The sequence below is a fragment of the Pseudomonas sp. Z2-11 genome, assembly GCF_054161305.1.
On record NZ_CP096395.1, the window covers coordinates 3558382 to 3584500 of the forward strand.

At 61.2% G+C, this 26119-nt stretch carries 22 protein-coding genes; 12 read left to right on the plus strand and 10 right to left on the minus strand.

Translation table 11 applies throughout. The annotated features are described in order from the left end of the window. Window positions 1–314: 314 nt before the first annotated feature. From M1E16_RS15705 to M1E16_RS15725, 5 genes are read right to left on the minus strand one after another with little or no spacing between them, the layout of a single operon-like run. The gene (locus M1E16_RS15705) at window positions 315–692 is read right to left on the minus strand and encodes a response regulator (protein WP_434573902.1); all 378 of its coding nucleotides are present in this window, start codon (window positions 690–692) and stop codon (window positions 315–317) included. Further along, window positions 685–1950, minus strand: coding sequence for a hybrid sensor histidine kinase/response regulator (locus M1E16_RS15710; RefSeq protein WP_458127817.1), 1266 nt, complete (start codon window positions 1948–1950; stop codon window positions 685–687). The genes M1E16_RS15705 and M1E16_RS15710 overlap by 8 nt, the downstream gene beginning before the upstream one ends. Before the next feature lie 5 nt (window positions 1951–1955). Further along, window positions 1956–2543 (minus strand): chemotaxis protein CheB, encoded by a 588-nt coding sequence (locus M1E16_RS15715; protein ID WP_434697582.1) that lies wholly within the window; start codon window positions 2541–2543, stop codon window positions 1956–1958. After that, window positions 2540–3355, minus strand: a complete 816-nt coding sequence (locus tag M1E16_RS15720) for a CheR family methyltransferase (RefSeq protein WP_458127818.1) — start codon at window positions 3353–3355, stop codon at window positions 2540–2542. Before M1E16_RS15720 ends, M1E16_RS15715 begins: the two co-directional genes overlap by 4 nt. After that, a complete protein-coding gene (locus M1E16_RS15725) occupies window positions 3355–6825 on the minus strand; it encodes a response regulator (protein ID WP_458127819.1) in 3471 nt (1156 codons plus the stop codon). Before M1E16_RS15725 ends, M1E16_RS15720 begins: the two co-directional genes overlap by 1 nt. Before the next feature lie 257 nt (window positions 6826–7082). Between M1E16_RS15725 and M1E16_RS15730 the strand changes: the two genes are divergently transcribed. From M1E16_RS15730 to M1E16_RS15775, 10 genes are all read left to right on the plus strand, one after another. Then, entirely contained in the window at window positions 7083–7454 is a 372-nt protein-coding gene (locus M1E16_RS15730; RefSeq protein ID WP_434573892.1) for a response regulator, read from the plus strand. Between the two features lie 75 nt (window positions 7455–7529). Further along, entirely contained in the window at window positions 7530–8822 is a 1293-nt protein-coding gene (locus M1E16_RS15735; protein ID WP_458127820.1) for a glycosyltransferase family 4 protein, read from the plus strand. Between the two features lie 80 nt (window positions 8823–8902). Further along, window positions 8903–9808, plus strand: coding sequence for an AraC family transcriptional regulator (locus M1E16_RS15740; protein WP_458127821.1), 906 nt, complete (start codon window positions 8903–8905; stop codon window positions 9806–9808). Window positions 9809–9980: 172 nt separating this feature from the next. Beyond that, a complete protein-coding gene (locus tag M1E16_RS15745; RefSeq protein ID WP_434657463.1) occupies window positions 9981–11291 on the plus strand; it encodes an ABC transporter substrate-binding protein in 1311 nt (436 codons plus the stop codon). A 78-nt stretch (window positions 11292–11369) separates the two neighbouring features. Next, window positions 11370–12305 (plus strand): carbohydrate ABC transporter permease, encoded by a 936-nt coding sequence (locus M1E16_RS15750; RefSeq protein WP_434698287.1) that lies wholly within the window; start codon window positions 11370–11372, stop codon window positions 12303–12305. A gap of 10 nt (window positions 12306–12315) precedes the next feature. Then, window positions 12316–13146, plus strand: a complete 831-nt coding sequence (locus M1E16_RS15755; protein ID WP_014338173.1) for a carbohydrate ABC transporter permease — start codon at window positions 12316–12318, stop codon at window positions 13144–13146. A gap of 39 nt (window positions 13147–13185) precedes the next feature. Then, complete coding sequence (locus tag M1E16_RS15760) at window positions 13186–14289, plus strand: ABC transporter ATP-binding protein (RefSeq protein WP_434600949.1); 1104 nt, start codon at window positions 13186–13188, stop codon at window positions 14287–14289. A 15-nt stretch (window positions 14290–14304) separates the two neighbouring features. Continuing rightward, the gene (locus tag M1E16_RS15765) at window positions 14305–15786 is read left to right on the plus strand and encodes a mannitol dehydrogenase family protein (protein ID WP_458127822.1); all 1482 of its coding nucleotides are present in this window, start codon (window positions 14305–14307) and stop codon (window positions 15784–15786) included. Window positions 15787–15975: 189 nt separating this feature from the next. Next, window positions 15976–17463 (plus strand): xylulokinase, encoded by a 1488-nt coding sequence (gene xylB, locus M1E16_RS15770; RefSeq protein WP_458127823.1) that lies wholly within the window; start codon window positions 15976–15978, stop codon window positions 17461–17463. 12 nt (window positions 17464–17475) lie between these two features. Beyond that, on the plus strand, window positions 17476–18414 hold the full coding sequence (locus tag M1E16_RS15775) for a carbohydrate kinase family protein (protein WP_434697576.1): 939 nt from the start codon (window positions 17476–17478) through the stop codon (window positions 18412–18414). 75 nt (window positions 18415–18489) lie between these two features. Here M1E16_RS15775 and M1E16_RS15780 read toward each other — a convergent pair whose 3' ends face one another. From M1E16_RS15780 to M1E16_RS15795, 4 genes are all read right to left on the minus strand, one after another. Further along, window positions 18490–18774 (minus strand): DUF1652 domain-containing protein, encoded by a 285-nt coding sequence (locus tag M1E16_RS15780; protein ID WP_434605157.1) that lies wholly within the window; start codon window positions 18772–18774, stop codon window positions 18490–18492. A gap of 377 nt (window positions 18775–19151) precedes the next feature. Then, window positions 19152–20159, minus strand: coding sequence for a threonine ammonia-lyase, biosynthetic (gene ilvA, locus M1E16_RS15785; protein ID WP_458127824.1), 1008 nt, complete (start codon window positions 20157–20159; stop codon window positions 19152–19154). Between the two features lie 370 nt (window positions 20160–20529). Further along, the gene (locus M1E16_RS15790) at window positions 20530–21681 is read right to left on the minus strand and encodes a PQQ-dependent sugar dehydrogenase (RefSeq protein WP_458127825.1); all 1152 of its coding nucleotides are present in this window, start codon (window positions 21679–21681) and stop codon (window positions 20530–20532) included. 40 nt (window positions 21682–21721) lie between these two features. Further along, complete coding sequence (locus tag M1E16_RS15795; RefSeq protein WP_434630620.1) at window positions 21722–22063, minus strand: hypothetical protein; 342 nt, start codon at window positions 22061–22063, stop codon at window positions 21722–21724. 224 nt (window positions 22064–22287) lie between these two features. Here M1E16_RS15795 and ku point away from each other — a divergent pair, with 224 nt between their 5' ends. Together ku and ligD are read left to right on the plus strand one after the other, a co-directional pair. Beyond that, entirely contained in the window at window positions 22288–23178 is an 891-nt protein-coding gene (ku, locus tag M1E16_RS15800) for a non-homologous end joining protein Ku (RefSeq protein ID WP_434630617.1), read from the plus strand. Between the two features lie 33 nt (window positions 23179–23211). Then, window positions 23212–25200: a DNA ligase D gene (gene ligD, locus M1E16_RS15805; RefSeq protein WP_458127826.1), complete on the plus strand. Its 1989-nt coding sequence runs from the start codon at window positions 23212–23214 to the stop codon at window positions 25198–25200. 5 nt (window positions 25201–25205) lie between these two features. On the opposite strand, the gene lpxO is transcribed toward ligD, so the two are convergent. Further along, on the minus strand, window positions 25206–26105 hold the full coding sequence (gene lpxO, locus M1E16_RS15810) for a lipid A hydroxylase LpxO (RefSeq protein WP_458127827.1): 900 nt from the start codon (window positions 26103–26105) through the stop codon (window positions 25206–25208). Window positions 26106–26119: the final 14 nt, after the last annotated feature.

Sequence of the window (26119 nt, forward strand, 5' to 3'; positions counted from 1 at the left end):
TTGCTGTGCTTTTGATCTTGATCTCAGCGCCCCGTTAACCACGCTGGCCGAACGCAGGCATTGTGCAGTGGGCATCCCGGCATGGATGCCGGGATAGCCGCGCTGGGCCAGGGACGGCCCTTCGCGGCGGGCCCACGGAGCAATGCCGGAGTGAGGGCATGCCGAGCCTTGGCGAGGCACCGAGTGGTGGGGCAAAGCCTTTTTGGTTACTTTTTTGGCGTCTGAAAAAAGTGACCCGCCGTAAGGGCGGAACCCTAAGTAGCCGTTACCGCAGAAACGGATATACACCCATTGAAGCCCAAACAACCGGCTGACTACGACAACATCCCCTGCATGATCTTCTGCAACACATCCAGATCAAACGGCTTGTCCAGAATCGGCGCCTTACGCGTGATAGGGCTGTCAGTCTCGCGCACTTCCTGAGCATACCCACTGATAAAGATGACCTTCAGGTCCGGACGCAACCTCACCGCAGGCTCAGCGATCTGCACCCCGGAAATCCCCCCCGGCAGACGGAAGTCGGTAATCATCATGTCCAGGTGAGGCTTGCTCGCCAGAATCTCGAACGCCTGCTCGCCGTTTTCAGCCTGGAGCACCCGGTACCCTTCGCCAGACAGGTAGGCCGACAGCACCATCAGGATCGACGGATCATCCTCGACAATCAGTACAACGTCTTGCGCATCTTCACTCATGAGAAGCCTTTGTTGGATCAATAGCTGCTGATACGACCTTGGGGCCACTCAGAGGTTGCGTCCGTTCGCCAGTTTTCTGAAAAGGCAGACAAACGCGAAACAACGCCCCTTCGTTGAGGCGGCTATTGACCGTGATGATACCGCCATGGGCGGTGACAATCTGCTCGGAGATGAACAAGCCCAGCCCCAGGCCAGCGGTGGCGGCCTTGGACGATACCCGCTCGAACTGCTGGAAGATGCGCTTCTGGTTCTCTTCGCTGATGCCGATACCGTGATCCTGCACTTCGATGCAGGCGTGGTCGGGCGTCTGGTAGACGCGCACCTCGATCGAGCTCTTGCTGCCATAACGCAACGCGTTGGTCAGCAGGTTCGAGACCACCTGCTCGATGCGAAACTCATCCCAGTGCCCTTCCACCATAGGCTCGGCGGTACAATTCACCGAGCATTCGGCAGCGGCGATCTGCGGCTGGAAGTTGCGCAGCAGGTTCTCCACCAGCGCCGTCAGGTTGAAGCGGGTCGGACGGATGGACAACTTCCCGGTGCGAATCCGGGACACGTCCAGCATGTCCTCGATCAAGCGGATCAGGCTCTTGATCTGGCGCTCATCGCGTTCAACCATCGCCTTGATCTTGTCCAGGGTGAACGCCGAGGCGTTGTCGCGCGCCAAGTGCATCTTGCGCAACTGCGTTTCCAGGATCAGGCCGTTAAGCGGCGTACGAACCTCATGGGCGACGATCGACATGAAATCGTCCCGCATGCGCACCGCCTGCTCGAGCTCGCCACGGGTGGCTTGCAACTGCTGGAGCAATTGCTCCTGCTCCCGGCGACTCTGCTCGAGAGCGAGCACCTGTTCCTTCATCGCCTTGCGCTGGCGATAGAGCTCGACGAACACGCTGACCTTGCTTTTGACCGCGTGGGTGTCCAGCGGCTTGTGCAGGAAATCCACCGCGCCGCTTTCATAGCCGGTGAATGCATAGTTGCGCTCGCGGCCGGCGGCGCTGACAAAAATGATCGGGATGCTGCGGGTCTTTTCCGTGCCGCGCATCAGCTCGGCCAGTTCAAAACCGTTCATGCCCGGCATCTGCACATCAATGATCGCCAGGGCAAAGTCGTGTTGCAAAAGCAGCGAGAGCGCTTCATCAGCCGACAAGGCCTTGAAGACCTCGCGGTCTTCGCGCTTGATCAGCGCTTCCAGGGCCAACAGATTCTCAGGCAGATCGTCGACGATCAGCAGTTTGGCTTGAATATCTCTTGGCATGTGGTTCATTCCAGCCCGGCCAGCAACTGGCCGATGCCCTGTAAAGTTAGGATATGGTCGGGCTCATGCAACGTAAGCGCCGCTTCGGGCATGGTGGAAACCTGTGCCTCCTTCGGGTCCTGGACGACGGTGATGCCGCCCAGCTCTTTCACCCTGGCCAGCCCCCTGGCGCCGTCACTGTTGGCACCGGTCAGGACCACTGCCAGCAGACGAGGACCATAGACATCGGCGGCCGACTCGAACAACACGTCGATCGATGGCCGCGAATGGTGCACCGGCGCTTCAAGGCTCAGTGACAGGCTGCGATCAGCCTCGATCGACAGGTGATAACCGGGCGTTGCGACATACAACGTGCCCGGGCGTATGTCCTGCTTGTCCTGGACTTCTTCGACGGGTATCGCCAGGCGATGACGAAACACCTGGGCCAACTGGCTGTTACGTTCGTCGGGCAAATGCAGCACCACGAGGACAGGCAGGCTGAAGCCCTTGCGCAGAGGCGTGAAGATGTTGAGCAGCGCCTCGACGCCTCCGGCGGAAGCGCCGACTACGATGGCCTCGATCAGGGGCCTGGATCTGTCCGTCATTGGGCTCATAACTTGCGATAGATCCGTTCCTGTTTGACCAACGGCTCGAACTGCTTGCCGAAAGCCGAAAAATCCAGTGTTTCCTTACTGCCCAGCACCAGGAAACCTCGATGGCAGAGGGACTCATGAAACAATCCAAATGCGCGATCTTGCAGCTTTTTATTAAAATAAATCAATACGTTACGACAGGAAATCAACTGAGTTTCGGAAAACACACTGTCCGTCGCCAGGCTGTGATCGGCAAAGGTCACGTTTTGACGCAGGGTTTTGTCGAACATGGCGTAATCGTAGGCGGCCGTGTAGTAGTCGGCAAACGAACGCCGGCCTCCGGCGAGCTGGTAATTCTGGGTGTAGGCCCGGACATTCTCCAGGGAAAAAATGCCTTGCTTGGCTTTCTCCAGTGAACGCGGATTGATGTCCGTGGCGTAGATCAACGTGCGGTCCAACAGCCCTTCTTCCTGCAGCAGGATCGCCATGGAGTAGACCTCTTCACCGGTGCTGCAGCCGGCGATCCAGATCTTGATCGAAGGATACGTCTTGAGCAGCGGCACCACTTCCTCGCGAATGGCCAGGAAGTGCGCAGGGTCGCGAAACATCTCGCTGACCGGAATCGTCAGCAGTTGGAGCAATTGCATGAACGCGCTCGGGTCGTGCAGTACGCGCTCTTGCAAGGCCGAGATGGTCTTGCATTCGAACTGATTCAACGCATGCAGGACCCGGCGCTTGATGGAGGCGCCGGAATAGTCACGAAAGTCGTAGCTGTACTTCAAATAGATCGCTTCGATCAACAAACGAAGTTCGATGTCAGTGTTTCGTTCCACTAGATTCTTTCCATATTCGGCAACCACACGCGAATCAGTGAGAACAGGCGATCCAGGTCGATCGGCTTGGCCAGGTAATCGTTGGAGCCCGCCGCCAGGCAACGCTCCTGGTCATCCTTCATGGCCTTGGCGGTCACGGCGATGATCGGCAACTTGCGCCAGCGCGGGTCCTTGCGGATCAGCGCGGTGGCTTCAAAGCCGTCCATCTCGGGCATCATCACGTCCATCAGCACCAGATCGATATCCTCGACTTCGTTCAGGCGTTCGATCGCTTCGTAACCGTTACGGCCGATGACCACGACGGCGCCTTTCGCCTCCAGGGCGCTGGTCAGGGCGAAAATGTTGCGCACATCGTCGTCCACCAGCAGCACCTTGCGGCCTTCGAAAACCTTGTCGCGGCTGCGGGCGGTCTGCAGCATCCGCTGTCGTTCATGGGACAACCGCGATTCGACTTTGTGCAGAAAGAGTGTGACTTCGTCCAGCAGGCGTTCCGGCGAACGCGCGCCCTTGATGATGATCGAGCGCGAGTATTTGCGCAGTTCGGCTTCTTCATCACGGGTCAGGTTGCGCCCGGTGTAGACGATCACTGGCGGAAACGAGCAGATCTCCTCGCTGGACATGCGCTTGAGCAAGTCATTGCCGAGCATATCCGGCAGCTTGAGGTCGATGATCATGCAGTCATAGACATGCGTGCGCAGCAGGTCCAGGGCCTGCTGGGCCAGGCCGACCGCGGTGATTTCGATGTCATCGTCGCCGATCAGCCGGGTAATGCTGTCGCGCTGCAAGTCATCGTCTTCCACCAGCAGCACGCGCTTGACCTTCTGGGTCAGCTTGGCTTCCAGGCGCGCGAAAACGTCCTTGAGCTCTTCTCGGGTCGTCGGTTTGACGGCATAACCGATCGCGCCCATGTGCATCGCCGCTTCGACGCGGTCCTCGACGGAAATGACGTGCACCGGGATGTGCCGGGTCTGGGCCTGCTCCTTGAGCCGCTGCAACACGGTCAGCCCGGAATGGTCCGGCAAACGCATGTCTAGCAGGATCGCGTCCGGGCTCAGTTGCAAGGCCAGGTCAAAGCCTTCGTCAGCGCCATGGGCGACCAGGCACTGATAGCCCAGTTCATGGGCCAGATCGAACAGGATACGGGCGAACTTCGGTTCGTCTTCGATAACCAGAATGCAACGGGTAGCGAAAGGCGCCTTGTCCCGGTCATCGGCAAATTGCGGGACGGGGGTTTCCACCTCGGCGACCAGTGTCGGAGGCGGCACATGGGCCGGGGCAGTGGTCGTCGGGGTGAACGCCATCGGTTCGACAGGCGCCTCCCCTGGCTCGACATAACGCCCAGGCATCACCAGCGTGAACACACTGCCCTGCCCCGGCTCGCTGGAGACCGAGATCGAGCCGCCGAGCAACGTCGCCAGGTCGCGGGAAATCGACAGCCCCAGGCCGGTGCCGCCGTAACGCCGATTGGTGGTGCCGTCGGCCTGGCGGAACGCCTCGAAAATACTCTGCTGCTGGTCGGCGGCGATGCCGATCCCCGAGTCGCGCACCATGAACGCGATACCCGAGCCGGGCTGGCCGGTGATGGTCAGGCAGACGGAACCCTGCTCGGTGAACTTCACCGAATTGGACAAAAGATTCTTGAGTACCTGCTCCAGGCGCTGGCGATCGGTATACAGCATCGACGGCGCGTCAGGCTGCAACTGCACCTCGAAACTCAGGCCCTTGTCCGCCGCCAGCGGCTTGAACATGTCCCGCAGCCCTTCGACCAGGCGAGGCACGCTGGTGTTTTCCGGGCGCACCTCGAGTTTTCCGGCCTCGACCTTGGAAATGTCCAGGATGTCGTTGATCAGGTTCAGCAAGTCATTGCCGGCGGAGTAGATCGACTCGGCAAACTTGACCTGTTCGTCGCTGAGGTTCCTCTGCGGGTTTTCCGCCAGCAGCTTGGACAGGATCAACGAACTGTTCAACGGCGTGCGCAGCTCATGGGACATATTGGCGAGAAATTCGGACTTGTACTTGCTCGAACGCTGCAGCTCTTCGGCGCGCTCCTGCAATTGGATCTGGGCCAGGTTCAACTCGCTGTTCTTCTGGTCCATGGCGTCGCGCTGCTCGGCCAACTGCTCGTTGGTCTGCTCCAGCTCCTGCTGCTGGGCTTCCAGGTGGGCCTGGGATTCCTTGAGAATGCGCGACTGTTCCTCGAGTTCTTCGTTGGCTGTCTTGAGTTCTTCCTGCTGCACCTGCAACTCTTCGTTGAGCTGCTGGGTTTCGGCCAGTACTTCCTGCAGACGCTGACGGTAACGGGCCGCTTCGATGGAGGTGCCGATATTGCCGGCCACCAGTTCCAGCAACTCGATGTCCCGCCCGGCCAGGGGGCGCAGGAAGCCCAACTCGATGACACCATTAATGCGGTCGTCGTCGCGGGTCGGCACCACCATCACGCAATTGGGCAACCCTTGGCCCAGCCCTGAGCTGACCTTGAGGTAATCGCGTGGCACGTCATCCAGGCGGATGAGCCGCCCTTGGCGCACGGCCTGCCCGACGATGCCTTCGCCATCCATGACCATCTGGTGCTGTTCGTCGTCTTCCCGGGACATGCCATAGGTGGCGATGCGCTTGAGCACGCCGTTTTCTTCCCGCGCATACAGTGCGGCAACAACGCTGCCCAGGTACTGGGCGCAGAACTGGAGGATGTTGCGCCCCAACAGATTCAGCGTCAGTTGGCCGAGCACCTGCTCGGCCAGTTGAGTCTGGCCGTTGCGCAACCATGCCTGCTTTTCCAGATGCAGGGCGCTTTGTTGCTGGACTTTCAGGCTCGCGCTGTAGTTGCTCGACAGGGCCAACAGATCGCGCCGCCCCACGTAGGCCAGCAACCCGCTGATGGCCGCGACGAAGAGCAAATACAGGGCAATGCTCCAAAGCGTGGTGGTACGCACCTGCTCGTTGCGCTCGGCGCGCAACTGCTGCTCGGTTTCGACGATGTCTTCGAAGGTCGTGCGGATCTCGTCTGTCAACCGTTTGCCACGCCCCTTCTTCACCGCGCCGCGGTAATCACCGCTGCTGCGCTGCAGGTCGATCATGCTCTGGGCATAGTTGGCCCATTCCGTCTGCAGTGCCTGGACCTTACGCAGGCGATCGGTCTGGACGGGATTGTCGGCTGTCAGTTCCAACAATGTATCCAGGGCCACGGCGATGCGCGGCTTGGCCACCTCGTAAGGGTCGAGGAAATGCTCGTCGCCGCTCAGCAGGTAACCGCGCATGCCGGTTTCCAGATCGACGCTCAGCTTCAGCGCTTCATTGGCATTGTTGATGACGCGATCGGTGTGCCCGACCCACTGGATCACCGACAGCAGATAAGTGATCAACACGATGAAAAACACCGCGCTGAGTGCACCCATGCCCAGCGGCAGGCTGATATTGCGGCTCAGGAGCTTGCGAAAACTTTGTTCGTCGACCGAAGACGAAGGAGTCATGGAAAAGGCCTTGGTGGACAGTTGAAGACGATGGAGTTTGCCCAAAAATATGGGTTGGATCCACACATCTGACAAGGCAATGCCACAATTTCCTGACGGTACGACCGGGTCATAAGGATGCGACTATCCTTGTCAGCTCTTGTACTATAGATCCTTTCTTGTACAACCTCGGGAACTTGTACCGCTTCGCTACTTACTCATGCATACGGCTACTTTTTGCCGCGCCCCTACCGATTCCATCTTCCGAGAAGTCTATTATGTCCGTCCCCGCTTCTGACACCCCCTCCACCATCCTGGTAGTCGAAGACGACAACATCGTGCGCATGTTGATTGTCGATGTGCTGGAAGAACTGGAGTACAAGGTTTTGGAAGCTGACGGCTGCGAGCAGGCACTTGAGTTTCTGAACGATGACGCTCAGCCCATCGCCCTGATGATGACGGACGTCGGCCTGCCGGTCATGGACGGCCGCGAACTGGCGAAACGGGCCCAACTGGCCAGGCCCGGGCTGCCGATCCTGTTCGCCAGCGGTTATGCCGAGAGCATCGATGTGCCCGAAGGCATGAACGTGATCGGCAAACCCTTCTCCATCGACCAACTACGCGACAAGGTCAAAAAGATTCTTTCTTGAGCCCAGGCGCATTCTTGGTCACTATCGGCGCCCCGCGCGCCGACCGCGCCTGACCCGCCTCAAGGAATGTCCCTCATGTCTCATCCCACCGCCACCAAAGTCCTGGTGATCGGCTATGTCTGGCCCGAGCCACGCTCATCGGCGGCCGGTGGGCATGTCATGCAGTTATTGGAGGCTTTTCTCGGGCAAGGCTGGGACATCACTTTCAGCAGCCCCGCCAGGCCCGGGGAAAACCGCGCCGACCTGATCGCCCTGGGCATCCGCGAGGTACCGATCGAGCTCAATAGCAGCAGTTTTGACGCATTCATCAGCGAACTCGCGCCCGATGTCGTCCTGTTCGACCAGTACATGATGGAAGAACAGTTTGGCTGGCGAGTCGAGAAGCACTGCCCCGACGCCCTGCGCGTGCTGGAAACCTCCGACCTGCAAAGCCTGCGCCACGCGCGGCAGCAGCGCTTGAAGGTTCGCTTGAAAGCCGATGAAACCTGTGAGGATTTCAGCGACCTGTTCGCCCCCGCCCTGCGCGAAGAATTCGAGCTGATGGCCGACACCGACCTGGCCAAGCGCGAGATTGCCGCTCTGTATCGATGCGATCTGAACCTGATGGTGTCCGAAGTCGAGATCGAACTGTTGGTGGAGCACTTCAAGGTGCCCCGTGAGCTGTTGCTCTGGTGCCCATTGATGCTCGACCTGCCTGAGCAAGCCTTCGTACCTTTCGAAGAACGGGCGCACTTCCTCAGCATCGGCAATTTCCGCCATGCACCGAACTGGGACGCCGTACTCTGGATGAAAAATGCCGTGTGGCCGCTGATTCGCCAGCGACTGCCCGGTGCACAGCTGCACCTGTATGGCGCCTATACCCCGCCCAAGGCCGCAGCGCTGCATAACCCGGCCCAGGGCTTCCATATCATGAACTGGGCAGAGGATGCCTTGCAGGTCATGTCCGCGGCGCGCATCTGCCTGGCCCCCCTGCGTTTCGGCGCCGGTATCAAGGGCAAACTGATCGAAGCCATGCTCTGCGGCACGCCGAGCGTCACCACGCCCATCGGTGCCGAAGCCATGCACGCCGGCATGCCCTGGCCCGGTGTCATCGCGCAGAGCGCCGAGGATATTGCCAGCGCCGCCGTGCAGTTGTATAGCGATCAGGCACGCTGGGCCGATGCCCAAAACGCCGGGCTGGCTTTGCTGGCGGCGCGCTTTCGCCGGCAGGTGCACGGCCCGGCGCTGATCGACAGCATCAATGCCTGTCGTGCCGATCTGGCGCGCCGACGCCGGGACAACTTCACCGGCAGCATGCTGCGCCATCACCAGCACAAGAGCACCCAGTACATGTCCCAGTGGATCGAAGAGAAGAACCGCAACAGCTGACCGGCCTTTGTCCCGGGGCTGGAACCTGCGCGGCGAAGGGGGCATTATCCAGCGGCGATAACAATAAAAGCGCCAGGCCCATGACCCGAACAGCCAGAGTCACCGACCCTTCCTACGAGTTGATGGACGACCACAACGGGCTGTCCATCATCTATCGCCAGCACGGCTTTCCTTGCCCGCTGGTACGCTGGCATTTCCACAAGGAATACGAGCTGCACCTGATTGTCGCCAGTTCGGGCAAGGTCTTCATCGGCGACTACATCGGCAATTTTTCTCCGCAGTCGCTGTTCCTTACCGGCCCCAACCTGCCCCACAACTGGATCAGCCAGGTGGCCGAGGACGAAGTGGTGCCCAAGCGCGACATGCTGGTGAACTTCACCGATGAGCTGTTTGAAAGCGGCAACCAGGTGTTCGCCGAGCTCAAGACCCTCGCTCCGCTGCTGGAGCGTGCCCAGCACGGCATCGAATTTCGCTGCAAGCGCACCATCCGCCAGGCCATGACGTTGATGCAACGCATCTCCGACGCCCAGGGCATGAGCCGGCTGGGCTACTTTTTTATCCTGATGGAGCTGCTGGCGGCCTGCGACGACTTCCAGCTGCTTTCGGGCGCCACCACACCACACGCGGCGGACGAGCACAGCATCGACCGCACCAACCGCGCGGTGGATTACATCTTTGCCCACTATGCCCGGGAGTTGCCCCTGGAAGAAGTCGCCGAGCACCTGGGCATGAAACCCACCTATTTCAGCCGGGTTTTCAAGCAAGCCACGGGGCGTTGCTTCATCGAATTCGTCAATCGCCTGCGCATCAGCAAATCTTGCGAGCTACTGGCCGATGGCGACAAACCAGTGACCGATGTGTGCTTCGAGTCGGGCTTCAACAATATTTCCAACTTCAACCGACGCTTCCAGCAACTCAAGGGCATGACCCCGTCGCACTACCGGCGGCTGGCGGTGCAGCGGTTGACCGAGCAGAACCAGGCCTGATCTCTACCTTGCCTGCTCTTGAGTGCAAAAAAGTATCAGTAAAAGTGCGACGAATGATTTGTCATGCAATCCATTGAGGGCTGTAATCAGCGCACATTCTTCCTCTCATCCGGAAGACACAAAAACAATAACTGTCCTTCTGCAGCCCGTGGGCGCGGAAAAGGAGTGCGCGATGAAACCTTCGGTAAAAGCTCTGCTTGTCTCCACCTGCATGACCCTCAGCAGCGTCAGTTTCGGCGCGCAAACCCTGACCATTGCCACCGTCAACAACAGCGACATGATCCGCATGCAAAAGCTTTCGAAGACTTTCGAGGCCGAGCACCCGGACATCACGCTGAACTGGGTGGTGCTCGAAGAAAACGTCCTGCGCCAGCGCCTGACCACGGACATCGCCACCCAGGGTGGACAGTTCGATGTGTTGACCATTGGCATGTACGAAGCCGCACTGTGGGGAGCCAAGGGCTGGCTGGAGCCGATGAAGGACCTGCCGGCGTCCTACGACCTGGAAGACGTCTTCCCTTCCGTGCGCGATGGCTTGTCGGTCAAGGGCTCGTTGTACGCCCTGCCGTTCTATGCCGAAAGCTCGATCACCTATTACCGCACGGACCTGTTCAAGAACGCCGGGCTGAGCATGCCTGAGCACCCGACCTGGACCCAGATCGGTGAATTCGCGCAAAAGCTCACCGACAAGTCCAAGGAACAGTATGGCCTGTGCCTGCGGGGCAAGGCCGGTTGGGGCGAGAACATGGCGCTGATCACGACCCTGGCCAACGGTTTTGGCGCGCGCTGGTTCGATGAGAAGTGGCAGCCGGAGTTCAATGGGCCTGAGTGGAAGGATGCCCTGAACTTCTACGTCGACAACATGAAGAAATCCGGCCCGCCGGGCGCGTCCAGCAACGGCTTCAACGAGAACCTGGCCCTGTTCAACAGCGGCAAGTGCGCGATTTGGGTCGATGCCAGCGTCGCCGGCTCGTTCGTGACCGACAAGACCCAGAGCAAGGTGGCCGATCACGTCGGGTTCACCTTCGCCCCCCACGAAAAAACCGACAAGGGCACTTCGTGGATGTACTCCTGGTCGCTGGCCATCCCGACCAGTTCCAAAGCCAAGGACGCCGCCAAAGTCTTCACCACTTGGGCAACGTCCAAGGAATACGGCCAACTGGTCGCCAAGACCGACGGCATTGCCAACGTACCGCCAGGCACCCGCGCCTCGACCTACAGCGACGAGTACATGAAGGCCGCGCCGTTTGCCAAGGTGACGCTGGAGTCGTTGAAAGTCGCCGACCCGAAAGCACCGACGCTCAAGCCCGTGCCTTACATCGGCATCCAACTGGTGACCATTCCTGAATTCCAGGCCATCGGCACCCAGGTCGGCAAGTTCTTCTCCGGCGCGCTGACCGGCCAGCAGAGCGTGGACCAGGCATTGACCGCCGCGCAGTCCACCACCGAGCGCGAGATGAAACGCGCCGGGTATCCAAAGTAAAGACTTGTAAATATCCATTTGTGGCGAGGGAGCTTGCTCCCTCGCCACAGGGAATGTGTCGCATAAGAGTAAGCGCTCATGAATAGCTCAACGACAACCGCCAAAGCCCCCATCGTGATTGCTCCGCCGCCAGCCCGCAAGATCCGCCTGGCCAACCCCGGCTGGTTCCTGGTCAGCCCGTCGGTCGCCTTGTTACTGCTGTGGATGATCGTGCCGCTGGGCATGACCGTCTATTTCTCGATGATCCGTTACAACCTGCTCTATCCCGGCGAAAACGAATTCGTCGGGCTGGAGAACTTCACTTACTTCCTGACCGATTCGGGCTTCATGCCCGGCGCCACCAATACCCTGCTGCTGGTAGGCAGCGTGCTGCTGATCAGCATCGTGCTCGGCGTGTTGATCAGCGCGTTGCTGGAGGCCAGCGAATTTTTCGGTCGCGGCATCGTGCGGGTGTTGCTGATCTCGCCGTTTTTCATCATGCCCACCGTCGGTGCGCTGATCTGGAAGAACCTGATCTTCCATCCGGTCTCCGGCATCCTCGCCTCGGTGTGGAAGCTCTTCGGTGCGCAGCCGGTGGACTGGCTGGCGCATTACCCGTTGCTGTCGATCATCATCATCGTGTCGTGGCAATGGCTGCCCTTCGCGATCCTGATCCTGATGACCGCCATGCAGTCCCTCGACCAGGAACAGAAAGAAGCCGCGCGCCTGGACGGTGCCGGACCGATCGCGATTTTCTGGCACCTGACCCTGCCGCACCTGGCGCGTCCGATTGCCGTGGTGCTGATGATCGAGACGATTTTCCTGCTGTCGGTGTTCGCCGAGATCTTCACCACCACCAACGGTGGCCCTGGCTACGCCTCCACCAACCTCGCCTACCTGATCTACAACCAGGCGCTGGTGCAGTTCGACGTCGGCATGGCGTCAGCCGGTGGCCTGATCGCCGTGGTGATCGCCAACATCGCCGCCATCATCCTGGTCCGGATGATCGGCAAAAACCTCACCGACAAGCATTGAGGCCGTCGCCATGACTCTTCAACAATCCCGTCGCCTGCAAAGCCTGCTGCTGGGCACGTTGGCCTGGGCCATCGCGATCCTGATCTTCTTTCCGATCTTCTGGATGGTGCTGACCAGCTTCAAGACTGAAATCGACGCCTTCGCCACGCCGCCGCAGTTCATCTTCGCGCCGACACTGGAGAACTACCTGCACATCAACGAGCGCAGCAACTACTTCAGCTTCGCCTGGAACTCGGTGGTGATTTCCTTCAGCGCCACCGCCCTGTGCCTGCTGATCGCGGTGCCGGCGGCCTACTCCATGGCGTTCTACGAAACCCAGCGCACCAAAGGCACGCTGCTGTGGATGCTCTCCACCAAAATGCTGCCACCGGTGGGCGTGCTGATGCCGATCTATCTGCTGGCCAAGCAGTTCGGCCTGCTGGACACGCGCCTCGCGCTGATCATCATCTACACCCTGATCAACCTGCCCATCGTGGTCTGGATGATTTACACCTACTTCAAGGACATCCCGCGCGACATCCTCGAAGCCGCGCGCCTGGACGGTGCCACCCTGTGGCAGGAAATGGTCCGCGTGCTGCTGCCGATCGCCAAGGGCGGCCTGGCGTCCACGGTGCTGCTGTCGCTGATCTTGTGCTGGAACGAGGCGTTCTGGTCGCTCAACCTGACCTCATCCAAAGCCGCGCCGCTGACAGCACTGATCGCCTCGTATTCCAGCCCCGAGGGCCTGTTCTGGGCCAAGTTGTCCGCCGTCTCGACCCTGGCCTGCGCGCCGATCCTGATTTTCGGCTGGATCAGCCAGAAACAGCTGGTGCGCGGTTTGTCCTTCGGCGCGGTGAAGTAACGCGCCCTACACAGTCATCAGAAGTGGAGGCCCATCATCATGGCCAACCTGAAAATCAAGAATCTGCAAAAAGGCTTCGAAGGCTTCTCCATCATCAAGGGCATCGACCTTGAAGTGAACGACCGCGAGTTCGTGGTCTTCGTCGGCCCCTCGGGCTGCGGCAAGTCCACGCTGCTGCGGCTGATCGCCGGCCTGGAAGAAGTCAGCGACGGCACCATCGAGCTGGACGGCCGTGACATCACCGAAGTCAGCCCGGCCAAGCGCGACCTGGCGATGGTGTTCCAGACCTATGCCCTGTACCCGCACATGAGCGTGCGCAAGAACATGTCCTTTGCCCTCGACCTCGCCGGTGTGCCCAAGGCCGAGGTGGAAAAAAAAGTCAACGAAGCGGCGCGCATCCTCGAACTGGGGCCGATGCTGGAGCGCAAGCCCAAGCAGCTGTCCGGCGGCCAGCGCCAGCGCGTGGCGATCGGCCGGGCCATCGTGCGCAACCCGAAAATCTTCCTGTTCGACGAGCCCCTGTCGAACCTCGACGCCGCCCTGCGCGTGCAGATGCGCCTGGAACTGGCGCGCCTGCATAAAGAGTTGCAGGCAACCATGATCTACGTGACCCACGACCAGGTCGAAGCCATGACCCTGGCCGACAAGGTGGTGGTGCTCAACGGCGGTCGCATCGAGCAGGTCGGCTCGCCGCTGGAGCTGTATCACCAACCGGCCAACCTGTTCGTCGCCGGGTTCCTCGGCACGCCGAAGATGGGTTTTCTCAAGGGCAAGGTCACCGGCCTGGACGGCCAGGGTTGTGAAGTGCTGCTGGACGCCGGCACCCGCATCAGCCTGCCGCGCAGCGGTGCCAACCTGAGCGTCGGCGGCGCGGTAACCCTGGGGATTCGTCCGGAACACCTGAACCTGGCGCAACCGGGTGATTGCACGCTGCGGGTCACCGCCGATGTCAGCGAACGCCTGGGCAGCGACACCTTCTGCCACGTCGTCACCGCCTCCGGCGAAGCCCTGACCATGCGCGTGCGTGGTGACCTGGCGAGCCGTTTCGGCGAGCAACTGGAGCTGCACCTGGACGCCGAACACTGCCACCTATTCGATGCCGAAGGCGTTGCGGTTTCCCGCGCGCTGCGCGCTGCCGCCTGATTGCCGAGATTTGCGATGAAACTCAACCGACAGAACCTGCACAACCTCAACGCCGAGGTCGCCCTGCCCGCTTACAACCTGGGCGACCGCCGCCAGGGCATCGCCCACATCGGCGTCGGCGGTTTCCACCGTGCGCACCAGGCGTATTACACCGATGCGTTGATGAACACCGGCGAAGGCCTCGACTGGGCGATCTGCGGCGTCGGCCTGCGGGCCGAAGATCGCCGGGCCCGGGATGATCTGGCTGGCCAGGACTACCTGTTCACCCTCTATGAACTGGGCGACACCGATGACACCGAAGTCCGGGTCATCGGCGCGATCGACGACATGCTGTTGGCCGAGGATGGCGCCCAGGCGTTGATCGACAAACTGGCCGACCCGCAGATCCGCATCGTCTCGCTGACGATCACCGAGGGTGGTTATTGCATTGACGACAGCAACGGCGAGTTCATGGCCCATCTGCCGCAGATCCAGCACGACCTGGCCCATCCGGACGAACCGCAGACCGTGTTCGGCTTCCTCTGCGCCGCGCTGGCCAAACGCCGGGCTACGGGGACGCCGGCGTTCACCCTGATGTCCTGCGATAACCTGCCCCACAACGGCGCCGTCACGCGCAAGGCGCTGCTGGCGTTTGCCACGTTGCGAGACCCCGGACTGAAACAATGGATCGAGCAGAACGTGAGCTTCCCCAACGCCATGGTCGATCGCATCACCCCAATGACCAGCAGCGCCCACCGCTTGCAGCTGCACGACGAGCATGGCATCGACGACGCTTGGCCAGTGGTGTGCGAACCCTTTGTGCAATGGGTGCTGGAGGACAAGTTCGTCAATGGTCGCCCAGCCTGGGAGAAGGTCGGCGTGCAGTTCACCGATGACGTTTCGCCCTATGAAGAGATGAAGATCAAGCTGCTCAACGGCAGCCATCTCGCGTTGACGTACCTGGGTTTCCTCAAGGGGTATCGTTTCGTCCACGAAACCATGAACGACCCGTTGTTCGTGCGTTACATCCGCGCCTACATGGACCTGGACGTGACGCCACAACTGGCGCCCGTGCCGGGCATCGACCTGACGGAATACAAGGACACCCTGGTGGAGCGCTTTTCCAACCAGGCCATCGCCGACCAGTTGGAACGGGTGTGTTCGGATGGCTCGTCGAAATTTCCCAAATTCACCGTACCGACCATCAACCGCCTGATCGCCGACGGCGGCCAGACCCGCCGCGCGGCGCTGGTGGTGGCAGCCTGGGCTGTTTACCTCAAAGGGGTAGATGAAAATGGCGCGACCTATTCGATCCCCGACCCACGCGCGGCGTTCTGCCAGGCGCTGGTGGCCGACAACGCGCTGGTGACCCAGAGAATGCTTGCAGTGGAAGAAATTTTTGGCACGGCCATCCCCCGTTCGCCCGAGTTCGTGGCAGCATTCGAATGGTGCTGCAACAGCTTGCGCGAGCAAGGGGTGACCAAGACGCTTGAGCGGGTGCTGGCTGATCAAGGCTAGATACGATCCGCTTTTCGTGGCGAGGGAGCTTGCTCCCGCTGGGTTGCGAAGCGACCCCCTGGGTTTGTCAGGTTCACCGCGTTGCCTGGGTGGGGCTGCTGCGCAGCCCAGCGGGAGCAAGCTCCCTCGCCACAGGTAAGCCGTTAACCGCAGGTATTGTATCGACTGCTCTTTGATCCGAGGATTTCCATGGCAAACCAACAACTGTTCCTGGGCATCGACTGCGGCACCCAAGGCACCAAGGCGCTGATCCTCGATTCGATCAGCGGCCAGGTACTTGGCCAGGGCGCCGCCGCCCACGACATGATCAGCGGTGCCAACGGCCGCCGGGAACAAGACACCCGGCAATGGCTCGACGCGTTCACCCAGGCCACTCGGCAAGCGCTGGCGGATGCAAAGGTCGATGGCCAGTCGATTCTCGGCATCGGCGTCTCCGGCCAGCAGCACGGCCTGGTATTGCTCGATGAGCAGGGCCAGGTCCTGCGCCCGGCAAAACTGTGGTGCGATACCGAGACGACCGCGGAAAACGATCGTCTCCTGGCGCATCTCGGCGGTGAAGAAGGCAGCCTGGAACTCCTCGGCGTGGTGATTGCGCCGGGCTACACGGTGTCCAAACTGCTCTGGACCCGGGAACAGCACCCGCAGGTTTTCGAGCGGACCGCCAGCATCCTGCTGCCCCATGACTTCCTCAATTACTGGCTTACCGGGCGCCATTGCAGCGAGTATGGCGATGCCTCGGGCACCGGTTACTTCAACGTCCGTACCCGCCAGTGGGATCGCGCGCTGCTGCGCCATATCGACCCCAGCGGCCGGCTGGAATCGGCCTTGCCCGAGCTGATCGAGGCCCATCAGCCAGTCGGCAGGATCCTGCCCGAGATCGCCGCACACCTGGGCGTCAACCCCGACGCGGTGGTCGCCAGTGGCGGCGGCGACAACATGATGGGCGCCATCGGCACCGGCAACATCCAGCCCGGCGTGATCACCATGAGCCTCGGTTCCTCCGGCACGGTGTATGCGTATGCCGCCGAGCCCGTGGTCAGCCCGCAAGCATCCGTGGCGACGTTCTGTTCGTCGAGCGGCGGCTGGCTGCCGTTGATCTGCACCATGAACCTGACCAACGCCACCGGAGCGCTGCGCGAGCTGCTGGAACTGGACATCGATACGTTCAACACCCTCGTGACCCAGGCGCCGATCGGTGCCGAGGGCGTGTGCATGTTGCCGTTCCTCAATGGCGAACGCGTCCCCGCCCTGCCCCATGCCACCGGCAGCCTGCTGGGCCTGACGACCACCAACCTGACCCGGGCCAACCTCTGCCGCGCGGTGGTCGAAGGCACGACCTTCGGCCTGCGCTATGGCCTCGACCTGCTCCGTGCCAACGGGCTCAAGGCCCAGAGCATTCGCCTGATCGGCGGCGGCTCGAAGAGCCCGGTCTGGCGACAGATCGTCGCCGACATCATGGACACTACCGTCATTTGCACCGAACAGAGCGAAGCCGCTGCCCTGGGCGGGGCGATCCAGGCGGCGTGGTGTCATGGCGCCGGGCAAACATCCCTGGCCGACCTGTGCGAGCGCTGCGTCAAACTCGACCCGGCCAGCGAAACCCGGCCCGTCGCCGCGCACGTCGCGGCGTCACAACAAGCCTACGAACGTTACCGGCAACACGTCGCAACCCTTTGAGAGCAGGCAATTATGTATCTGGTATGTGGTGAAGCGCTGTTTGATTTCTTCAGCGCAAACGAAGCGCAGACTCCGGCTTCGCAAGTGAATTTCAAGGCGCTCGCCGGCGGTTCACCGTTCAACGTGGCGGTGGGATTGCGTCGACTGGGGATCGAGTCGGCGCTGTTTACCGGGCTGTCCACCGACTATCTGGGCCGGCGCTTGAAACAGGTACTGGTGGACGAAGGCGTCAGCACTCAATTTGCCCAGGACTTCGAGGCCCCCACCACCCTGGCCATGGTCGCTGTCGGCGCCAACGGCTCGCCCCACTACAGCTTCCGTGGCGAAGGCTGCGCAGACCGGCAATTGCGCGCGGAGCATTTGCCGACGCTGGGCCCGCAAGTGCGCGGCCTGCATGTGGGTTCGTTCTCATTGGTGGTGCAACCGGTGGGCGATACGCTGCTGGCACTGGTACAACGCGAAAGCGGCCGACGCCTGATCAGCCTCGACCCGAACGTGCGGCTCAATCCGCAGCCAGACATCGAGTTGTGGCGTTCACGGATCGCGACGCTGGTGAAATATGCCGACCTGATCAAGGTCAGCGATGAGGACCTGAGCCTGCTCTACCCTGACCGGGACCCACATGAAGTAATTGGGGGCTGGCTGGAGCACCGCTGTCAGTTGGCCTTCCTCACCCGTGGCGGCCAGGGCGCAACGGTGTTCAGCCGTCAGCATGGCGTATGGTCGCTTCCCGCCTGCCCGGTCCAGATTGCCGATACGGTGGGCGCGGGCGACACGTTCCAGGCTGCGCTGATCGCTTGGCTGACAGAGCAGCAGTTGGACGATGTGCAGGGTTTGCATTCGCTGAGCGCGGAGCAGATCGGGGAGATGCTCCATTTCGCCATGCGCGCCGCGGCACTGACGTGCGGTAAAGTCGGGCCAGACCTGCCCTATCGGCAGCAATTGGTCTGAGAAAAATCGAAAGCTGGACGCCGGGTTCGAACAACATCGGACCCGGTCGTCAGGTTTGCAAAGGTCGGGCGGTGCTTAACGCCCGCTCATCCGGTGTTGCTGGTGGAAATAGTTCCCGTGGCCGTGACCCTGGCCACGGTCGAGTTCGGTACGCAGTTCCGCAATCAGATCGTTGATGGCGCGGCAGCCGGTGAGCTTGGTGGCGTCAATATCGCTCTTGACCAACGCCACGCGGTCGGTCTGGTGGTCGTCGTAGATTTTAACGGTCATGGACAGATCAGGTGACAAGGTGCATTGCGAGCGTTTGGGCAGCAGGCTGCTTTCAATGATGTTTCGCATTTCGAGGGCAGATAAAAACATGGCAACTCTCTCCTTTTGAGGCAGCCAATTTATGTTCACGACGGCGGTATTTTCGTCCGATTCTTCCCTGCGGACAGGACTTCGAATGCCGTGCCGTTCGTTCATTTTGGCGTTTTCTGGTGTTGGAGCCCGTCATCGGACTCGGGTATCAACTCGCAAAAAATATGCCCGTAAATCAGTACAGCGACATTGTTACAAATCAATTACTTAGCAGTCAGGTCCAACGCAACGGCCATGCAAAATGCAAGGAAACGGTGTTTTATCCATGCAAACTGCATCGCGCCGCTCAACTTGCCAGGCTGGAGATTAGCCACTATTTCGACTTCACGGGCGGGCACCCGTCGGCTACTTCAAAAAACATGATGCGCGGGAGCACCTCAAGACGCAGCCACTGCCGCGCGCTCTGCCACGTGGCCCAAGCTGTCGAAGTTGATGTTTGCGCCAGAGTTGATCGCCACCAGTGTCTGGCCCTGCGCTCCGCTGTCCGTCACGTAGCGCTTGATCCCCGCCACCGCCAGGGCGCCGGACGGCTCGGTGATCGAGCGGGTGTCGTCATAGATATCCCGGATCGCGGCGCAGAGCTGGTCGTTGCTGATGGTGATCACTTCATCGACGCAGAAACGACAGATATCGAAGCCATGGGCGCCGATCTGCGCGACGGCCACGCCGTCGGCAAACGTGCCGACGCTCGCTAGCGTCACCCGCTCCCCTGCTGTCAGTGCGGCCTGGAGGCATGCGGAGTGTTCAGACTCGACGCCAATGATGCGCACCTCCGGACGCAGGTATTTGACATAAGCCGCCACCCCGGCAATCAAGCCGCCACCGCCGACCGGAACAAAGATGGCATCCAGCTGACCTGGATGCTGGCGCAGGATCTCCATCGCGACGGTTCCCTGCCCGGCGATGACTTGCGGGTCATCGAACGGCGAGACGAATTCCCGCCCGGTCTGCCGAGCCAGGTCCAGGGCGAATTCCAGGGCGAATGGAAAACTCTCACCGTGCAGCAACGCTTCGGCCCCGCGACTGCGCACGCCCAGTACTTTCAGTTGGGGCGTCGTGCGCGGCATGACGATGCACGCCGAGATACCCAACGCTTGAGCCGCCAGCGCCACGCCTTGGGCGTGGTTGCCCGCCGATGCGGTGATCACGCCACGGCTGCGTTGCTCGGGGGTCAGTTGCACGAGCTTGTTATAAGCGCCGCGGATCTTGAACGAGAACGTCGGTTGCAGGTCCTCGCGCTTGAGCAGAATTCGATTGCCCAAGGCCTGGGACAGCGCCGCAGCCGCTTGCAGCGGCGTGGGCACCGCCAGTTCGTACACCGCAGCGGCAAGGATCTTCTTGACGTAGTGCTCCAGCAGCGTCTGCTCGGGGCTGGTTGGGGTCATGGCTGTCTCCTGGTCGGGTAAAACCCTGGAGACAGAAAGAAAAAACCCGCCTCTAGGGCGGGTTGGGTGCAGTCGTCAGCTAGCCCGCCAGATAAGGATTGGCGGTAATAATGCTTGGCTGGCTGCGCAGTACGGTGGAAGTCATGGCTGAAAACTAGCCGCGAGGGGCCGGGAAGTCAATGGAAATCCCCGGCCTCCGTGATCCTTTGACGCTTTTGATCCTGTGGCGAGGGAGCTTGCTCCCGCTGGGTTGCGAAGCAACCCCAAGATCGGACACTCGGTGTGTCAGGCTCATCGCGTTGCCTGCATGGGGCTGCCACGCAGCCCAGCGGGAGCAAGCTCCCTCGCCACAAAAAGCTTCATAACATGCTTATTGCTTCAGCCCGACCTTGTACAGCGCACCGTCATCGTCGTCTGTCAGCACATAGAGGAAACCATCCGGCCCCTGGCGAACATCGCGGATCCGCTCCTTGAGCTCGCCGAGCAAGCGTTCTTCATGGACAACCTTGTCGCCGTCGAACTCCAGGCGAATCAGGTCCCTGGAAACCAGCGCCCCGACAAACGCGTTGCGTTGCCAGGCCTTGAACCGGTCATTGTCGTAGAACGCCATGCCGCTGAGCCCTGGCGATACCTGCCAGACGTGATGGGGACCGACGGTACCCTTCGCGGTCTTGCCTTGGGCCTCGGGAATCGGCGCGCCGGAATAGTTGTCGCCATGAGTCGCCAACGGCCAGCCATAGTTCTTGCCGCGCTCGACGATGTTCAGCTCGTCACCGCCCTTGGGGCCATGCTCATTCTCCCATAGCGTGCCATTCCACGGATTGAGCGCGGCGCCTTGGGGATTGCGCAAGCCGTAGGACCAAATCTCGGGACGGACGTTTTTCTGCCCCACGAAAGGGTTGTCGTCCGGCACCTTGCCGTCGGGATAGATCCGCACGATCTTGCCTTGCAGCTTGTCCAGGTCCTGTGCGGTCGGACGGTCGTTGTTTTCGCCCAGGGTGATGAACAGATAGCCGTCCCGGTCGAATACCAGGCGCGAACCGAAATGGTTGCCCGTCGAGAGCTTGGGTTGCTGGCGGAAAATTACATCGAAGTTGTCCAGGCGCGTCATGTCGCTGGACAACTGCCCACGGCCCACCGCCGTGCCGGCCTTGCCATCCTCGCCCGCCTCGGCATACGACAGGTAGACGGTGCGATCCTGTTTGAAGTCCGGAGACAGCACAACATCCAGCAAACCACCCTGCCCCTTGGCCCAGACCTCGGGAACACCGCTCAACGGCGCAGACAATTTCCCGTCGGCCTTCACCCATCGCAGGTTACCGGGACGCTCCGTGACCAGCATGCCCTGCTGCTCCGGCAGGAACGCCACGGACCAGGGCCGCTCCAGCCCCCGGGTGACCGTGGTGACTTCGACGGTGCCGTCCTCGGCCTTGAATTGCTGGACTGGCGCGGCAGAGGCCGGCGCTGAAAGGGCCAGGACAGCGCTGGCGCAAAGTGTTGCCAGGAATGTTTTACGCAACATGCACACTTCCTTCTGTGGTGGTGTTGATCGGCACGGTGTCTCAACGATTGCCGTTATTGGTGTGCCGGGGAGGCGTCGGCGACTCGATGGTGGGGCGTGGCGACCCCGATGGCGGTCCGGAACGCGGGTAGCCGTTGCCGATGCCGCCATTCTCCAGGGTCGGCGGTCGGGGAACCGGAACCGTCGGGTTGTTCCGTATGCCTGGCACGTTGGGCTGGGTGCCCTGCATGCTGTTCGGGTTGGCCCGGCGAATCGGACTGTTGTAGGGATTGTTGTTGCCCGGCAGGTTCTGCGCCACGAGTACTGGATCGGCGCCGGGCGTAGCCGCCTGGGCAGTGGCTGCCGTCAGCAGCACCAGGGTGGCGAGTATCAGTCTGTTCATCGAGACCTTCCTGATTTCATGGGTACGGCACTCGCATTTCGAAAACACGCTACGCCGCAGGTTCGCCGTTGTTAAGCAAAATATCCTCATGAAGATGTAACCAGGCTTCTCCAACTCAGCGCCCCTGGAGCACCCCAACCGCAGCCAGCCGGCGCCTGGTGGAAACTTTTCCAGAGACCCAAGGGTCACCAGAGAGACTATTCACCGGCAAGGAAAACTCCACCATGGCACGGGCTATCTGGAAAGGCGCAATCAGTTTCGGGCTGGTCCACATTCCCGTGGCCCTGGTGTCAGCCACCGCGTCCCAAGGCGTGGATTTCGACTGGCTGGACAAACGCAGCATGGACCCGGTGGGCTACAAGCGGGTCAACAAGGTTACCGGCAAGGAGGTGACCAAGGACGACATCGTCAAAGGCGTGGAATACCAGAAAGGCCAATACGTGCTGATCAGCGAAGAGGAGATTCGCGCCGCCCACCCCAAGTCCACCCAGACCATCGACATCTTTTCCTTCGTCGACAGCGAGAAGATCCCGCTGCAGAACATCGAAAAGCCGTATTTCCTCGCGCCTGACAAACGTGGTGGCAAGGTCTACGCCCTGCTGCGCGAAACCCTGCTCAAGACCAACAAGGTCGCGCTGGCGAATGTGGTGATGCATACCCGCCAGCACCTGGCCGCGCTGATGCCCCTGGAATCGGCCCTGGTGCTGGTGCTGCTGCGCTGGCCCGCCGAAGTCCGCGAACTCGACGTCCTGGAACTGGGCGACGAAGTCACAAACCCGACGCTGGCGAAGGGCGAACTGGACATGGCCAAACGGCTGGTGGAAGACATGAGTGGCGACTGGGAACCCCAGGACTATCGCGACAGCTTCCAGGAAAAGATCATGGAACTGGTGGAGAAAAAAGCCACCGAAGGCCGGCTCGAAGCGGTGGAAACCGACCCCGGCGAAGAACAGCGCAAAACCGCCGACGTTATCGACCTCACCGAACTGCTCAAGCGCAGCCTCGGCGGCAAAGGCAAGACGGCGGAAAAGCCTGCCGAAAAGCCTGCGGCAAAATCGACCAAGACGCGCAAATCCGCTCCTGCTAAAAAAGCCACCAAGGCCTCCCGGGGCTAACCCCCGGGCGCCTGTAATACAAGGGAATCTGTCATGGCCAAGGCCGAGAGTGAATATGCCCGCCTGTCCGCCGTGGAGGCGGATGAACCAACGACTCGTAGCCGCACCCGCCGGAATGCGCAGACCGACACGGGGCGAATCCCCGAACGTCTGTCGCCGCAATTGGCGACACCGGTGGAGCAACCGCCGGCCGGTGAGTGGCGCTATGAAGTGCAGTTTCATGGCTACCGGTTGATGGCGCGCATCCAGAACGGCGAGGTCCGGCTGTTCAATCGCCACCATGCGGACTGGACCGATCGCCTCACGCTGCACGCCGACGCCCTGGCCCAGTTGAATCTGGGCGACAGCTGGCTCGACGGCGAACTGGTGCTGCTCGATGAGACCGGGCATTCCGACTTCCCTGCCCTGCGCCAGGCCTTCGAGATCGGCCGCAGCGTCGACATGCTGTATTTCCTTTTCGACGCGCCGTTTCTCAATGGCGTCGACCTGCGCGACAAACCGGTTGAAGAACGCCGCGCCGCCTTGAAAAATGCGCTCAAGAGCAACGCCAGCAAGCGCCTGCGGTTCTCCGAGGCGTTTTCCGCCAGCCAGCATGACATCTTCGAAAGCGCCAGCGCCCTGTCACTAGACAGCGTGGTTGGCAAGCGCCTGGGCAGCCCTTATGCCTCGGGACGGAACGCCGATTGGGTCAAACTCAAATGTCGGCTGCGCCAATGCTTCGTCATCGTCGGGTTCACCCGCCCGCAAGGCACGCGCAACGGCTTCGGCGCACTGTTGCTAGCGGTCAACGGGCCGTCGGGGCTGGTCTATGCCGGCCGGGTCGGCACGGGCTTCAGCCAATCCCAACTCAAACAACTGCATGAACAGCTATGTGCCTTGGAACGTGAAACGTCGCCACTCGACCAGCTGCTCAAAGGCGCACCGGCGCGCGGCGTGCATTGGGTCGAGCCGACGCAGGTCTGCGAAATCGAATTTGCCGAATGGACCCGCGACGGGCTGGTGCGTCAGGCGGTGTTCCTCGATCTGCCCGGCGACCGGCACGTCAGTCGGGTGACGCGTGAACAACCCATGCCCATCAAAGCCACGCCCGCCAAGCCCAAACGCCGCGGCAAGGCCGACACCGCGAAAGTCGACGGCGTGGTCATCACCCACCCGGACCGCGTCGTCGACAGCGTCAGCGGTGTGCAGAAAGCCGAACTGGCCCAGTATTACCTGGACATCGCCCCCTGGATCCTGCCGCATCTCAAGTTGCGGCCGGTCTCCCTTGTACGGGCGCCGGAAGGGATTGGCGAGGAGCTGTTTTTTCAGAAGCACGCCGATCGCCTGGAAATCCCCCATATCAGGCAACTCGATCCGGCGCTGGACCCGGGCCATGCGGCTTTGATGGAAATCGACAGCATCCATGCCCTGGTCGGCGCGGCGCAGATGGGCGCGGTGGAACTGCACACCTGGACGGCGACCCATGACCGGATCGAGACGCCGGATCTGTTTGTGCTGGACCTGGACCCGGATCCGTCGTTGCCCTGGAACGCCATGCTCGACGCGACGCGCATGACCCTGTCAGTACTCGACGAACTCGGTTTGCAGGGTTTTCTCAAGACCAGCGGCGGCAAAGGCATGCACGTCATCGTGCCACTGGCGCGAAGCGAGGGGTGGGACGTCACCAAGGCCTTTGCCAAGGCCATATCGCAGTTCCTGACCCGGCAGATGCCGCAACGGATCACCGCGACAATGGGCCCGAAAAACCGCGTGGGCAAGGTCTTTATCGACTACCTGCGCAACGCCCGCGGTGCCAGCACCGTCGCCGCTTATTCGGTGCGTGCCCGGCCGGGCCTGCCGGTTTCGGTACCGATCGCCCGGGACGAACTCGCCGGCCTGCGCAACGCGCAGCAATGGGATATCCATACCGCGCTGGAACGGGCCAAGGCCCTGGGCGCCGATCCGTGGGAAGGCTACAACCATCGCCAACGGATCACGGCGAAGATGTGGGAACAGTTGGAGGCTGAAAAACCGGGCGGCTGAACCGTTCAGATCCAGATGAAGATCGCCAGCAGGCCGCCAAAGAACGCCCATTTCTGCAGGTAATACAGCTTGCGATTGCGCTTTTTCAGCGCTTTGCCTTGCAGGCGGATCTTGTACAGCCGGGAAAACGCTCGGTTCAGGCCTCCGGTCCGGTCCCCGGCGTCATTCGGCGCGCCCGCAGCGGCCATCACGGTACGGCTGAACCAGCGATTGAAGGCGGTGGCCCAACGAAATCTCATCGGCCGCTCCACGTCGCAGAACAGGATGATGCGGTTCTGCGCCGTGGTGTTCTCGGCGTAATGAATGAATGTTTCGTCGAACACCACCGCCTCGCCGTCGCGCCAGTGATAGGCCTCACCATCGACATTGATGTAGCAGCCCGCGTCGTTGGGTGTCTGCAGCCCCAAGTGGTAGCGATAAGACCCGGCATACGGATCGCGATGACGCACCAGCTTCGAACCCGGCGGCAGCTCGGCGAACATCGCGGCCTTGATCGAGCCGATGCTCTGCACCAGTTCGGTGGTGCGCGGGCACAGCTTCATCGCCGAGGGATGGCTGTCGCCATACCACTTCAGGTAGAAGCGCTTCCAGCCAGTCTTGAAAAACGAGTTGAAGCCCACGTCGTCATATTGATCGGAACGCTTGATCTCCCCCGCTTGCAGCAGGCTCTGGCCTTCGGCGCGGATCTCTTCCCAATGGGCCTGCAAGGGGCTCAGGTCGGGAAACTGGGCCGGGCTCAGGAAAGGCCTGTTGGGCAGTTTCGAACACAGGTAGAGCAGGCAATTGATCGGCGCAAGGAAGGATGAGTGATCGCTCAACTGGCGCCCGAGTTTATGCCGCACGCGCCCGCGCAGGTGCACATAGCCAATGGAAAGTACGTAGATTGCGACAATAATGAGCTTCACGGATTCGGTCAGGG

What these genes read in the sequence shown, in the direction of transcription:
- M1E16_RS15705 (WP_434573902.1), bottom strand. Translation starts at nt 692, where the DNA reads ATGAGTGAAGATGCGCAAGACGTTGTACTGATTGTCGAGGATGATCCG.
- M1E16_RS15710 (WP_458127817.1), bottom strand. Translation starts at nt 1,950, where the DNA reads ATGCCAAGAGATATTCAAGCCAAACTGCTGATCGTCGACGATCTGCCT.
- M1E16_RS15715 (WP_434697582.1), bottom strand. Translation starts at nt 2,543, where the DNA reads ATGAGCCCAATGACGGACAGATCCAGGCCCCTGATCGAGGCCATCGTA.
- M1E16_RS15725 (WP_458127819.1), bottom strand. Translation starts at nt 6,825, where the DNA reads ATGACTCCTTCGTCTTCGGTCGACGAACAAAGTTTTCGCAAGCTCCTG.
- M1E16_RS15730 (WP_434573892.1), top strand. Translation starts at nt 7,083, where the DNA reads ATGTCCGTCCCCGCTTCTGACACCCCCTCCACCATCCTGGTAGTCGAA.
- M1E16_RS15735 (WP_458127820.1), top strand. Translation starts at nt 7,530, where the DNA reads ATGTCTCATCCCACCGCCACCAAAGTCCTGGTGATCGGCTATGTCTGG.
- M1E16_RS15740 (WP_458127821.1), top strand. Translation starts at nt 8,903, where the DNA reads ATGACCCGAACAGCCAGAGTCACCGACCCTTCCTACGAGTTGATGGAC.
- M1E16_RS15745 (WP_434657463.1), top strand. Translation starts at nt 9,981, where the DNA reads ATGAAACCTTCGGTAAAAGCTCTGCTTGTCTCCACCTGCATGACCCTC.
- M1E16_RS15750 (WP_434698287.1), top strand. Translation starts at nt 11,370, where the DNA reads ATGAATAGCTCAACGACAACCGCCAAAGCCCCCATCGTGATTGCTCCG.
- M1E16_RS15755 (WP_014338173.1), top strand. Translation starts at nt 12,316, where the DNA reads ATGACTCTTCAACAATCCCGTCGCCTGCAAAGCCTGCTGCTGGGCACG.
- M1E16_RS15760 (WP_434600949.1), top strand. Translation starts at nt 13,186, where the DNA reads ATGGCCAACCTGAAAATCAAGAATCTGCAAAAAGGCTTCGAAGGCTTC.
- M1E16_RS15765 (WP_458127822.1), top strand. Translation starts at nt 14,305, where the DNA reads ATGAAACTCAACCGACAGAACCTGCACAACCTCAACGCCGAGGTCGCC.
- xylB (WP_458127823.1), top strand. Translation starts at nt 15,976, where the DNA reads ATGGCAAACCAACAACTGTTCCTGGGCATCGACTGCGGCACCCAAGGC.
- M1E16_RS15775 (WP_434697576.1), top strand. Translation starts at nt 17,476, where the DNA reads ATGTATCTGGTATGTGGTGAAGCGCTGTTTGATTTCTTCAGCGCAAAC.
- M1E16_RS15780 (WP_434605157.1), bottom strand. Translation starts at nt 18,774, where the DNA reads ATGTTTTTATCTGCCCTCGAAATGCGAAACATCATTGAAAGCAGCCTG.
- ilvA (WP_458127824.1), bottom strand. Translation starts at nt 20,159, where the DNA reads ATGACCCCAACCAGCCCCGAGCAGACGCTGCTGGAGCACTACGTCAAG.
- M1E16_RS15790 (WP_458127825.1), bottom strand. Translation starts at nt 21,681, where the DNA reads ATGTTGCGTAAAACATTCCTGGCAACACTTTGCGCCAGCGCTGTCCTG.
- M1E16_RS15795 (WP_434630620.1), bottom strand. Translation starts at nt 22,063, where the DNA reads ATGAACAGACTGATACTCGCCACCCTGGTGCTGCTGACGGCAGCCACT.
- ku (WP_434630617.1), top strand. Translation starts at nt 22,288, where the DNA reads ATGGCACGGGCTATCTGGAAAGGCGCAATCAGTTTCGGGCTGGTCCAC.
- ligD (WP_458127826.1), top strand. Translation starts at nt 23,212, where the DNA reads ATGGCCAAGGCCGAGAGTGAATATGCCCGCCTGTCCGCCGTGGAGGCG.